The following is a 12,444-nucleotide window of genomic DNA, read 5'->3' as shown; positions in this document are numbered from 1 at the left end:
TTGACACCTTCCATCAGATGCAGATAAAATGTGAAATAATCATTTCAACAAATAATCTTATCCACATACTCGTATAATATTGGAAATATGGTCCAAAAGTTTCTACCAAACTACCGTAAATGGTTTGACTACGAGAGGGAGCAGGGGCAGGAGTCCCTTCTCTTCTCTCTCTATGTCAAACCCTGGGTGAATCCCGGGGTTTTTTATTTAGATAAGGAGAGGATTTCATGGATACAAAAAAAGCTATACTGAAAAAAAGAATTGCAGCTGCGAATAAAGACAACCTTGCAGATCTTGTCATAAAAAATGGGAAAATAATAGATGTGTTTAATCTTGAAATCATGGATGGAGATGTCGCGATTACGGGTGGAATGTTCGTTGGAATTGGGGAATTTGAAGGGAAACAGGTCATCGACGCCAAGGGGAGATATATTAGTCCGTCCTTTATCGATGCCCATGTTCATATTGAATCCTCCATGGTCACACCATCCGAATTTGCAAAAGTCGTTCTTCCTCATGGTGTCACGACCGTGATTACAGACCCACATGAAATCGGGAATGTATCCGGAGAAGAAGGAATTGGATTCATGCTCGATGATTCAGGGAACAATCCATTAGATGTGTTTACCATGCTTCCATCCTGCGTGCCGGCAACACCATTTGAAAATGCTGGAGCGACACTGACATCCAAAGAACTGGAACCTTTCTATACGCATGAGCGTGTCCTTGGACTTGCAGAGGTCATGGACTACCCTTCCCTCCAAAAAGGAGATGATTCCATTGTTGATAAAATCACTGTTACCTCGGAGTATAGTCATAATATGGACGGTCATTTAGCGGGGCTTGATACAAATGCGATCAATGTTTATAAATCCGCAGGTATTCGAACCGATCATGAATGCACCACCGTTCCTGAAGCATTGGAACGAATACGAAGGGGTATGTATGTTCTGATTCGCGAAGGATCCGTGGCCAAAGATTTGAAGGCACTTATAGGTGTAGTGAACGAAAGAAATGCCCGGCGCTGTCTATTCTGTACAGATGATAAGCACTTAGATGACTTAATCGAGGAAGGCAGCATCGATCACAATATCCGCTTAGCAATCAAGGAAGGTCTCGATCCTCTATTGTCGATTAGCATCGCCTCTTTAAATGCTGCTGAATGTTATGGATTACACACTAAAGGAGCAATTGCACCTGGATATGATGCGGATTTTGTCTTACTGGATGATTTAAAAACGGTCTCTATATCAGAGGTCTACAAAGAAGGGAAACAGGTAGCTGCTCATGGTCAGTTTGTCGGTGAACCCATCGTAAAACCGGTGGCAAAACCATCTCTGACTTCAACGGTCCATATTCCTGAACTCAATGAAAAACATCTTCAAATTGAAATCGGCGCTACAAAAGAAGCACATATTATAGAAATCATCCCTAACCACCTTAGAACCCATAAACAGATTGAAAAGGTCCAAGTAGAAAATGGATTCTTTATCCCTTCCATTCAACAGGATCAACTTAAAATGGCTGTCGTTGAAAGACATAAAGGTACAGGAAACATCGGCTTGGGCATTGTGAAAGGATTCGGATTGAAAAAAGGAGCAATCGCTACCACCATCGCTCATGATTCCCACAATATTGTCGCAACTGGTACAAATGATCGTGATATCCTTCAAGCGATCGAGGCACTTAACGATATGAATGGAGGCCTGGTAATGGTGAGAGACGGAAATGTCTTAGCTTATCTTCCATTACCGATTGCAGGGTTGATGTCCGATCAGGGATTTGAAGAAGTGGTATCAGGGCTCCGCGAGTTGAAAAATGCGTTTGTAGAATTAGGATTCTCCGGGGACTTCAATCCATTTCTGACTCTCTCTTTTCTCACTTTGCCTGTGATCCCAGAGTTGAAGCTGACAGATTTAGGATTATTTGATGTTAATCGTTCCCGGCATATTGAGGTTGGGATACAAGGTTGATGAGTTTGTATGACTGTTGAATTTCAGTGTTTATTTGACTGTTAAATATTGCAGTTTATTTTACTGCTTAATTTCTTCGGATATTTGACTGTTGAATTTTTCAAGAATTTTAACAGGCAAATTCCCCGTTGATTTCAACTGTTAAAAATCTTCCTATATTCAGCTGCTGATTTTTCGATTTTATTCAGCAGCTGAACCCCAAACAACACTAACACTTTGTACCAGGTACATTCATTCAATAGGTGCCAGGTTCAGATAGTCTGGCACTCCTTTATTGGAATCGATTAGGCTACATAAGAAAAGAGATGTCTCCATTGTTGAGACATCTCTTTTCTCATTATTTACTTTCTTCTTGTAACTCTTTTTCTTCGGTCGTCACAGCAACTTCCTTGTCAGCCGACTCTGAAATTGCTGGCTGGTAAGGTCTTTCATGGCTTCTGTTTGCATACGACTTCAGTAATTCACCTACATCGATGCCTGTCATTTCGCGTAACGGTTCCTGCATATCAAGCATCGTTCTGGTGATGCTTTTCCCAAAGGAAGGAACTCCCTGGCCATTACCGGAATCAATGATTTTAACAGAGTCAATATTGTTAAGAGGCTGTGCAATTTTCTCTGCGAAAACCGGCAGCATTTCAATTAGTTTCTCGGTAATGATGACATCGCCATGTTTCTCCATTGCTTCTGCAAGCAGTTTACGGGATTCAGCTTCCGCTTTACCACGCTCTCTGATAACATCGGCTTCTGCAGAACCTTCTTCTCTGCGGATCTTGGCTTTCGCTTCCCCGTCAATCTCAGACTTGCGTGCTTCCGCTTCCGCTTTACGAGTGGTTTCGTAGTATTCGGCATCGGCTTTCGTTTTACGAACTTTTGATTCTTCTGCTTCAAGCTTCACGGCACGTTCACGTTCAAGGAATTGAAGGGTTAACTCTTCTTCTTTCACTTCCTTGGTAAGTTTGGCTTTTTCCAACTCATAGGACTGTTCGGATTTCGCTCTTGCCCGTTCTGTTTCTTCCTTGAAGGCTGCGTCTTTGATGTCCTTTTCTTTTTTCGATTGGGCAATGGTAATTTGACGCTTGTATTCTTCTTCTTTCGCTTCCTGATCCGTTTGGGCCCGGTGAATACGGGTTTCACGCTCGGTGTTTGCTTCTGCAATTTCAGCTTGCTTGCGAACCTCGGCGATACGTGGACGACCAAGATTTTTTAAGTATCCATTTTCTTCGTCTGCATCTCTTATGTCAGTTAACCCGAGTGACGTAATTTTGAAGCCCATAAGATCCAGCTGCTTCTGGGCAATTTCTGATACGTCAGCGTTAAATTTTTCACGGTTGCTGTTAATGTCTTCAACAGTCATTTTAGAAAGAATCGCACGAAGATTACTTCCCAGTACCTCGATGATTTCATCTTCAATTTCTTTTTGATCCTTACCAAGGAACTGCTCGGCATAGTTCGCAATCCCGTTTAATGTGTCGGCCACCTTCACCATCGCCACTGCATCTGCAACGATTGGTACTCCGCCATTTGTGTACACTCTAGGTGTCGATAGTTTTAATTGGAAGGATGTCAGATTAACAGGTGTGGATGTTTGGAAACGTCTTAATCTGTATCCTCCACCCCTGATGATTTTCATGGAACGTCCTTCCTGGTCGGTGAAAATATTCGTTTCCTTCTCAGGATCCCCCAGTTTCGGTCCGGTAATGATCAGCGCCTGGTTGGATCTCGCTGTACGATAACGGAACCTCATCCAGAAATAATAGGCAATTCCTACAATAGCTGCAATAACCAGAACAGGAATCAGGAACATAAAAAATCCGATGATACTTAATGATTCTAGCATTCTGACAACCCCTCTCAACATTTTCTATAAATCAGTCGAGCAACTGACTTATTAATTAATAAAATGGCTAGCTACAATATTATCTACGGAAGAGTGCTAGAAAAGTTTCAATAATTTAGGTGAATCTCCTAATTTTATATAAAAAAAGGCTCGAACCTTTAAATAGTTCGAGCTTACAATCTATAACAACCAGCCGTGTACAGCCCCTATCAGGGTAAATATGATGAGATGATCTCCAATTGCGATAAGAAACATCCGTTTTGTCATAAGACCAAATAAAGTATTTTTCAAGTAGACAATGGAAATAAGAATCCCAATGAATACACCTGTCAAAGCTCCTTGGACTAGTCCATTGGAACCGGTGGCTTGAACGAAAATCCCAACAAGAAGTGAGCTGATAAATGCAACAATAACAGCCACTGCATATTTAATCGGTCCAGTACTATCCTGTTCCTTCTTTCCTAGTAAAATAGAATAATAAATTCCGCCGTATACCATATACACCACAGCCCCCACTAAAACCGCGAGTAAATTCACATTTAATTCCATCCCTATTCCTCCATTAATTCGGCTCAATGGCTAAAGCGATCGCTTTAATGTTACATCCAATATCGAGAGTTCCTTGTAGATTGATCATTTCCACAAGTTCAATCGGATTCCCAAGGTATCTGTATCCGCTTTTCGGCAGCCAATAGCTGTAAAGTTCAGAATAGCATTCGATTAACTTCCCTCTTTCCCGGTAGTCGACAGGTTCATCGAATTCATAAACCACATGCTTACTGCCTCGAAATAGATAGAGTTCCTCATCCTCCGCGTCATTTTTATTTTCGATGGCCATGCGACACTCATACCTGCTTTTTTCAGGTGGGGTAATATAAGGGTTGCTCTTTGGAACTCCGAATATCAAAGGACTCTTCTCTATGAGGTTTCTGGCATTCCCCCATCTGTATAGATCTTGCCAGGCTTCTGTAATGCCTTCGATATATGACCCGATATGAAATCTATTGACGGTTGAACACTCTGGAAAATGAGCGATCTTTACTTTCGATAAATCCAGCCATTTAAACTCATTATAGGATTCTTCATCCTGGAATGCTTTCGCTTTTGTGCTGAAAAGTTTAGATTTCTTGCTATTAAGATATTCCCGCGGAAAACGCTCTAAATAGGCACCTTCCCGCCAGCTTTTGGGGCTGGTTTTAAAGTAAGCATTAAAAGAATAGGTGAAATAGGATAACGATGAAAAACCACATATGAACGCAATTTGTGTGATAGGAAGCTGTGGCTCGTAAATGAGCATATGCGCTGCATTTTCCAAGCGCATTCTTTTCACATAACCTGCTGGTGTTTCACCGATCAGCCTTTTAAACATCCTCTGAAAGTGATAAGGGGAATAGGTTGATACTTTGGCTAACTGTTCTAAGGATAAATCTTCACTTAGATGTTGATCGATATACTCTACTACTTTATCGATTTGGTTCCTTTGTATTTTGTCTTGTGGCATTTTTCAGACCTCACTACCTTTTTGAAAAGCACTTGTTTATAAATTTTACCATAATCCTTCTCCTCACTCACTAAGGGTTATGGTAAAATAATAGCGTTCACAATTTGATCATTGCTCATTGGTGAAGATGATCTATAGTTCATTTTCTTAAAAGGGAAGTTGGTGAAAGTCCAACGCGGTCCCGCCACTGTAAAGCTGAGAATTCGTATGGATCCACTGTTTCGAATCGAAATGGGAAGGAATACGAAATCGCTGACGCTGAGCCAGGAGACCTGCCAAATGGGAAGAACACAGAAGTTCCTACGGGAGATAGGAGGGTGTTGCGCTAATGAGACGTCACCAGTGGAATCACTGTACTCTGAACGTTCGCCTGGAATAGCCGCATCTTCTTTTTCAAAAGAAGATGCTTTTTTGTTTCATACTACAAACGGGGAGATGAGGAAATGGAACAAGCTTATTCAGTTGAACGTTCACGAACCATACAAACAAAATTGGTATTGCCGCCTGACACCAATCATATGCAAACCATATTTGGAGGGAAGGTTTTATCCTATATTGATGAGATTGCGGCACTATCCGCCATGAAACACTCCAGTTCAGTCGTCGTCACGGCATCGATCGACTCCGTCGACTTCTTATCATCCGCCACGGTCGGCGACGCTTTAAGTCTTGAGGCATACGTCACTTCCACAGGCAGAACATCAATGGAAGTGTATGTAAAGGTGTACTCTACGAATCTCGTAACGAGTGTCAAAACCCTGACGACAGAATCTTTCCTTACAATGGTCGCTGTTGATGAAAAGGGAACACCGAAGCCGGTGCCAATGGTCATTCCTCAAACGGAAGAAGAAACGAGACTATTCAAAACGGCTCCTTTGCGAAAAGAGCATAGAAAGAATCGCGCGCTAATTTTATAATCAATCTCTGATTCACTGACTAACTAATATAATAATACTCAGAGTTTTCTAAGCTCTGAGTGTTTTTAAAAGAATTATCATCTAACTTTCAAATGAGAATTGGGACTCATTTGGAAAGAAAACTCATATTGTGAAACTTCTTCCCCTTTTGTCCGTATGAAAAGTAACAGTAAAAAGAAGGAAGAGGGATAAAGTTGAAAAGGAATTTTGTCTTATTGGACTTGTTGATTTATGTGGCACTACCTCTTTTCGCATGGAACATATTGAGGGATTACATTGGAGATTACTATGCCATGCTCCTTTCCTCTGTTCCAGGAATCATCTATACGGTTTATCGATTTATCGAAATGAAGAAAGTAAATACGTTTGGCTTGTTCATTTTAGTCACATTGGTTGTCGGTACTCTGATTGACGTACTGGCTGGTTCCTCCATCCAACTCCTATGGAATAATGTATACTATGCCGCTGCTTTAAGTCTGTTTTTCTTCATCACCATGTTGTTCAGAAAACCGATTTCCCTTTTCTTTGGACTTGACTTTGCAGAGCTTCAAGGATACGACCGAACCTTTAGTAAGCGACTCTACTACAAAAAGCCTCTCTTTCGAATCTTTCAATTAATCACCCTGTGTTTTGCCTTAAGAAGCGGGATTCAGGCAATTGTTAATGCATGGCTTATCGTGGAGTACGGGGTTGAAGCATTCGATAAAGGGATCATTCTCCGCCAAGCCTTCAGCTGGATCATGACCGGGATTACCGTGGCTGGTTTCATTTATATAGGGAAGATCATACAGGATTCTCCTCAATTGGTGAAAAAAGTGCGGACTGAATTGGATGAAGAAGAGAGAAAATCAGTTTAGTAACAGAGCTAGTATTAAATTTGGATGTTTTTGCCTTCAGACCTCCGTCTTGTCCCCCATCTATAGAACAAACAAAGATATTTCCCTATAATGATAAATAAACTGTCACTCGGGGTGTACTATGATTGAAGGTAAATTAATTAAATTTCATCGCGAAGATTCGGGTTTGACTCAAGAGCAGCTCGCACAGGGGATCTGTTCCACCACCCATCTAAGTAAAATCGAAAGAGGCATCACAGAGTATTCTAGTGAAATTACTGATTTACTTGCAAAAAAACTTGGAATCAATCTGGATGTTGAACGTTCCCGCTATCATTCCTTACAGGTTAAATTATCAGAATGGAACGATGCGATCATTATGATTCGAACCAATGAAATCCATCAATTCAAAGGGGAAATTGAAAAAGAACCTTTAAGGTATCTATCTGATTTCATTGTTCAATACAATCTTTTCTTAGCAAGATATTATTTATTTTTGAATAAACATGGAAAAGCACAAGAAATACTGTCCATGTTCGAACATAAAAACTACACGCTTTCCCCCTTTGAACAAAATTTATTGCTCCATGTCAAGGGGATCTATTATCATTCGACAAGGCAGTTTAACTCTTGCATCAAAGTATTAAAACAGATCGACGAGGAATATCCGAACTCCGAATATTATTTTCATTTGGCATTAGCCTATCATTCGATTCATTCAAACACCTTTGCTTATTATTATGGGCAAAGAGCACTGCACTTTTTCCAAAAAACATTAAATATCCTGAGGGTCATCGATTCAGAAACACTGATTCTAATTCAATTGAATGCCAAAGAACCCTTTGATATGGAAGAAACAAAACAACAGTACGATAAGCTCCTCAGGGTCTGTGAATCCGTCAATTCAAACGATCGGGCGCATAAGATACATAATAATCTTGGATTCGAATATTTCAGGAGAAAACGATATTCTGAATCAAAGGCATCCTATGAAGAAGCATTAAATCTTATCAATGACGAAACCCCGGCATCGCATTATTTAGTTACGCTCAGTGGATATATACTTGCTTGTATGAAAGGGAATCTACTATCTTCCCGGGAACTCAATCACTTAGCGACAAAAGGACTGAAAATGGCAACTGAGCATCAGGATCCCACTTACGTATTCTTTGAGATTTACTTGCTGACCATAAAGGGAAATGAAAAAGAACTATATGAGTATATTGAAAATACAGCTCTCCCCCATTTCAAAGAAACGGGGAGTCAATTGATGTATCAGCATTATGAAAGACAACTATTTTTGTACTATGTAAAAACCGGACAGAGAGAGAAAGGGTTCCAACTTGCATCCGATAAGATGTCCAATGAGATAAGTTATTACGAATTAGAGTAAGGAATGGACCCAATATTACCAGGGTTCATTCCTTTCTTCGTAAAAATACTACAAACCACCCTTACTACATACAAATGAATGGATACCCTATAAATTTCATTATGAAGGAGAGTGCCTCATGTATAGCTATTATCACCCTTATAATCGTAACCAGGGCACGAATGTAAATACTTCGTATACCACGTTGATTGATCCATTCGTCGTCAGCAGACTGCAGTCCGTTATGGGAAAAATGCTCATTGTGGAGACAACGAAAGATACGATTCGAGGCGACTTGATCGAGGTTCAACCAGATCACATCAGCTTAAAAGCTGGTGACTCTGTCTTTTTCGTAAGGATTCAACAAATCGTCTCCATAATGCCTGTGTAAATAGGCCATCTGTTAGTAAGTAAAACCGATAATCTTGGGTTCAACTTCCCCTTCCCTCCGACATATACTATCCTGAGAGGAGGCATGACAGAATGGATCGTTTTATCCTTTTATTAGTAGCAGGTATTTTATCCGGATTTGCATTGTTGAAAGCTCCTTTAGCAGGTACTTTTTTAGCGAGCATTGCCCCGGTAACGAACATCATTGGCATATTGGCAATTCTCATATTCTCTCTTTTCCTTATATATAAAGGCGTTATGGAAATACTCGGCAAGTAAAGATATTGACTCAGATTTTTTCTGAGTCTTTTTTTATGCTCATTATTCAAACCAGATGTTCAGTAGTTTTTGATATCTTTCATGATCGATTTCCTCTTTCTCCATCTCTCCATCCTTCCATTGTGTAAAGGACGTATCGGTTAACGTTACATTTCCGTTATCAGTCCGTTTTGTCAGCAATGGATGCTTGTTAAAAGGGGAACCTGAATGTGTGGAAATAATTGTTTGAATGTCATTCAATTGAGTGACATCCTTTATGAGGTCCCCCGAATCGAAAGCATATCCGGTTCTCCATTCCGAATGCTTATGCTTTAATTTCATTTCAAAGATATAATCTCCATGGGGACTGTCGGCCTCTTTAACTCTAAACTCCCCATTTGAAGAAACGACCGCTTTTCCCGATAATGGTACTGGTTTTAACGGGAGATTTCCTCCAAACCCCGTATCAATCACATATGCTGTATCTTTATGAGTGACTAAAATGACCACATGGGTTCTTCCTAACGTCTGGTACTGCTCTTTATCATGATCGTAAACGACTCCACGAACGAGAGATGCATCAAATTGATTTTCGATCAAAAATAAATAAAACAATGAATTCAATTCATAACATAGGCCCCCTTCGTTCTTCACGAGCATTTTATTCATTAGATTTTCTTTGGTAAGATCGTTGAATGTATTTCCGATCACGCATAGATTTTCGAATGGGATGCTTTTAGCTGTTTCTTCTAAAATGGTATCTAGTTGTTGAAAGGTTATTTTCGCGGTGGTTGGATAATGTATTCTTTTGCGAAATAATGTATTTAGATCGGTGATGGTGAGCCCTCCATTTCATAAGTATCATTCTCCATTAGGGTGTAACTGTTTATTATTTACTTTATTAGAAAAACACCACGTATGCCATTGTCACAACTGAATTCGCAACTTCCCAGACTGTGCACGGGATACACATGACAAAATCGAGCGATGTCCACTCCGTTCTTCCTCACTCAAAAAAGAATCAGCATGATCGACTTTTCCCTCTAACACTATTACTTCACACGTTCCGCACCGTCCAGCCCGGCAGGAATAGGGAGCCTTGATCCCTGACTTAAGCAGTGCCTCTAACAAAGTCTCTTTTTCTGAAACAGGAACGATTTGACCATTCGTTAATTCCACTTGAAATCTTCTACGTATTAATGACCGTGGAGGGGTGAATCGCTCGTAATGAATACTCGATGAAGGATATCCGATCTCAAGGGCACTTCTGGTAAACTCTTCGATGAATGAAGGTGGACCACAGAAGTATACGTGGGTTCCCACTCTGTGTTCCCAAAGACTTGCATCTGTTAATCTCTTTTCTTTTGAAAAATAAAAGTGAGTCTGCTCAGGATAGGTTTCCGATAGAAAGGGGTAAAAAGGGCAAGCCTCTTTCGATTTCACTGCATAATGGAGTTCGAAGGTCCGTCCCTCCTCCTTAAGCTCTGCCATCATGGACATGTAAGGGGTGATGCCGATTCCCGCGGCATAGAATACATGATGTTTTGCTTTAAAACTCAGTGGGAAATGATTTTGTGGAAAACCTACTCGTAAGGTATCTCCCACCTTCACCCGTTCATGCCAATACAGAGATCCTCCCTGGGAAGATTCATTTAGACGGATGGCGATTTGATAGGCGGCTGTTTGACCAGGTGGGTTCGTTAAGGAATACGACCTGGCAATGGTTTGTCCATCCAGCTCAACATATGTAGTGATATGGGATCCCCCGCTAAAATAAGGAAGGGGCTCGTCATGTTTATGAACAAGCGTAAACCTTTTAACGTGAGTGGTTTCCTGATGAATGGACCTGACTTGGACGGGGATGGTTTTATGTAGATTCACCTATGATCACTCCCTGTTTCTAAGGTAGCGTAACCGAGGTATGACCCTCGTAATGTAGAGTAATGATCGGAAACGGACAGCTTTAAGTGACAATGGAAACAGGTCGTCGGGAGTTTACCCAAACCCTCGCTATTCATCTTTGTTTTCTGATGACATTTGCAACAGAATACATCGATCATTCTGACACCGTGTCCAATAAACTGCGCTTCCTCTTCAGAAAAACCACATTCCACAGCCAGGTGTTTAACATCTTCGAGCTTACTCCACTCCATTGCTACATATAGAAAACTGCCCATCCTCTGATTTCGCAACCACAGTGAGATATCGGTTTCTTCCTTTTCACCAAGATACACCACTTCAAGGGAGATATTCTCCTTCTTCACTTTTTTTATGATGGGAGTCAGTCGTTCCAACCCCTTATTATCACCACAAAATAAATACTTTCGTTTGTTCGTGACGAAGACTGGCTGTTTCTCGGTCTTCATTTCATCACCCGCTTATCATTCAAGTATTCGACAACCTCTTTTTTAAAAAGGGAAATCCCCTTGTAATCAGAGATATGTGGAGGAAGCTCCTGTAGGATTTGATAAAACTCCTCGGTCCACTCTGGATTCCGAGTGAACTTTTCCAGTGAGAGGAGGTGGGTATGAATCGTGAATAGTAATCCGTTCGAGCCCGGTAAACGGAACAGTTTCTGCACTTCTACCCTCAAATGAACGAATCCGCCTACATTTTCTCCCGTAACCGCCCTTCTATCCTTCCCCCACTGATCGAAGGTTTCAAGAGATGTATCCAAACGATCCCCCGCCATTAACGACCAGTTCCGCCTGACCCAAGGGTCTCCTGCTTCCATACGCATTAAAAACGTCAGAATTCGCTGATCTAATCCCACTTCCTTAAATTCCGGGATTGGCTTATGAATTTCCTTGAAATTCATTCCTGCATTAAAAGCAAGGGACCAATTGGCAGGGAAACAAAGCTGCCCCGCATCCAAATATAAATCCCCGTCCCGCTGCATCATCAAAATCAGGTCCTCTTGCACATGCCGACCGATAAAATCGAGTGGCTCCATGGATAAAGTGGATTCATCCCGGAGTATAAAAGTTGTTTGTTCATTTAGAATGTGATTGTGGAACGTCCATTTCCCCTCATTTTTTTCAAGGGAAAACTGTTGAGGATAATACGTAGTGAGATGTTGAATGACCATTTCTGTTATTTCCCATTGAGCTTTCAAGGTATGCTGCTGAGATTGAAAGCACCGCTCAGGATGTTGCGTAAGCAGTTCCCGTTTATGCCTGATTTCTTTTTGATAAGACGATGTAACCTCCACACTACTCTGCTCCTCTAAAGGAACCGAATTATTCGAGTATCGATACACATCCCCCTTAAAGGGATAAGGAAACGAATCCACTCTCACCATACAACCACACCTTTATCTGAAAATTCTTACTTTTATTTTATCCCATGGAGGGACGGACC

The 12,444-nt window shown here is 41.0% G+C and carries 13 protein-coding genes and 2 riboswitches; of the genes, 6 read left to right on the top strand and 7 right to left on the bottom strand.

The annotated features are described in order from the left end of the window. Positions 1 to 49: 49 nt before the first annotated feature. Positions 50 to 151, top strand: a riboswitch (purine riboswitch). A 76-nt stretch (positions 152 to 227) separates the two neighbouring features. Beyond that, entirely contained in the window at positions 228 to 1,973 is a 1,746-nt protein-coding gene (gene ade / locus ACOSV2_RS15010; protein ID WP_428975809.1) for an adenine deaminase, read from the top strand. A 337-nt stretch (positions 1,974 to 2,310) separates the two neighbouring features. On the opposite strand, the gene ACOSV2_RS15005 is transcribed toward ade, so the two are convergent. The 3 genes from ACOSV2_RS15005 to ACOSV2_RS14995 all read right to left on the bottom strand — a co-directional run bounded on the left by ACOSV2_RS15005 (position 2,311) and on the right by ACOSV2_RS14995 (position 5,311). Then, positions 2,311 to 3,810 carry a flotillin family protein gene (locus tag ACOSV2_RS15005; RefSeq protein WP_428975808.1) on the bottom strand — a complete coding sequence of 500 codons (1,500 nt, stop codon included), beginning with the start codon at positions 3,808 to 3,810 and terminating at the stop codon, positions 2,311 to 2,313. 180 nt (positions 3,811 to 3,990) lie between these two features. After that, a complete protein-coding gene (locus ACOSV2_RS15000) occupies positions 3,991 to 4,359 on the bottom strand; it encodes a DUF1761 domain-containing protein (protein WP_428975807.1) in 369 nt (122 codons plus the stop codon). Positions 4,360 to 4,372: 13 nt separating this feature from the next. After that, entirely contained in the window at positions 4,373 to 5,311 is a 939-nt protein-coding gene (locus ACOSV2_RS14995) for an AraC family transcriptional regulator (protein WP_428975806.1), read from the bottom strand. A gap of 103 nt (positions 5,312 to 5,414) precedes the next feature. Further along, a riboswitch (cobalamin riboswitch) is annotated at positions 5,415 to 5,605 on the top strand. A 149-nt stretch (positions 5,606 to 5,754) separates the two neighbouring features. On the opposite strand from ACOSV2_RS14995, the gene ACOSV2_RS14990 reads away from it, so the two are divergent. From ACOSV2_RS14990 to ACOSV2_RS14970, 5 genes are all read left to right on the top strand, one after another. After that, positions 5,755 to 6,228 (top strand): acyl-CoA thioesterase, encoded by a 474-nt coding sequence (locus tag ACOSV2_RS14990; RefSeq protein WP_428975805.1) that lies wholly within the window; start codon positions 5,755 to 5,757, stop codon positions 6,226 to 6,228. A gap of 194 nt (positions 6,229 to 6,422) precedes the next feature. After that, positions 6,423 to 7,085: a VC0807 family protein gene (locus ACOSV2_RS14985; protein ID WP_428975804.1), complete on the top strand. Its 663-nt coding sequence runs from the start codon at positions 6,423 to 6,425 to the stop codon at positions 7,083 to 7,085. Between the two features lie 121 nt (positions 7,086 to 7,206). Beyond that, positions 7,207 to 8,457 (top strand): helix-turn-helix domain-containing protein, encoded by a 1,251-nt coding sequence (locus ACOSV2_RS14980; RefSeq protein WP_428975803.1) that lies wholly within the window; start codon positions 7,207 to 7,209, stop codon positions 8,455 to 8,457. A gap of 118 nt (positions 8,458 to 8,575) precedes the next feature. Then, positions 8,576 to 8,827, top strand: coding sequence for a YuzF family protein (locus ACOSV2_RS14975; protein WP_428975802.1), 252 nt, complete (start codon positions 8,576 to 8,578; stop codon positions 8,825 to 8,827). 92 nt (positions 8,828 to 8,919) lie between these two features. After that, complete coding sequence (locus tag ACOSV2_RS14970; RefSeq protein WP_113970100.1) at positions 8,920 to 9,105, top strand: hypothetical protein; 186 nt, start codon at positions 8,920 to 8,922, stop codon at positions 9,103 to 9,105. A 42-nt stretch (positions 9,106 to 9,147) separates the two neighbouring features. Here ACOSV2_RS14970 and ACOSV2_RS14965 read toward each other — a convergent pair whose 3' ends face one another. The 4 genes from ACOSV2_RS14965 to ACOSV2_RS14950 form a co-directional block, all read right to left on the bottom strand. Then, positions 9,148 to 9,864 carry an arylamine N-acetyltransferase family protein gene (locus ACOSV2_RS14965; RefSeq protein ID WP_428975901.1) on the bottom strand — a complete coding sequence of 239 codons (717 nt, stop codon included), beginning with the start codon at positions 9,862 to 9,864 and terminating at the stop codon, positions 9,148 to 9,150. A gap of 147 nt (positions 9,865 to 10,011) precedes the next feature. After that, entirely contained in the window at positions 10,012 to 10,965 is a 954-nt protein-coding gene (locus tag ACOSV2_RS14960) for a PDR/VanB family oxidoreductase (RefSeq protein ID WP_428975801.1), read from the bottom strand. Continuing rightward, positions 10,962 to 11,450 carry a dimethylamine monooxygenase subunit DmmA family protein gene (locus tag ACOSV2_RS14955; protein WP_428975800.1) on the bottom strand — a complete coding sequence of 163 codons (489 nt, stop codon included), beginning with the start codon at positions 11,448 to 11,450 and terminating at the stop codon, positions 10,962 to 10,964. Before ACOSV2_RS14955 ends, ACOSV2_RS14960 begins: the two co-directional genes overlap by 4 nt. Then, entirely contained in the window at positions 11,447 to 12,385 is a 939-nt protein-coding gene (locus tag ACOSV2_RS14950; protein WP_428975799.1) for a heme-dependent oxidative N-demethylase family protein, read from the bottom strand. Before ACOSV2_RS14950 ends, ACOSV2_RS14955 begins: the two co-directional genes overlap by 4 nt. Between the last annotated feature and the right edge of the window lie 59 nt (positions 12,386 to 12,444).

Source organism: Rossellomorea sp. DUT-2 (genome assembly GCF_052665285.1).
This window is presented reverse-complemented; position numbering and strand designations above follow the sequence as displayed.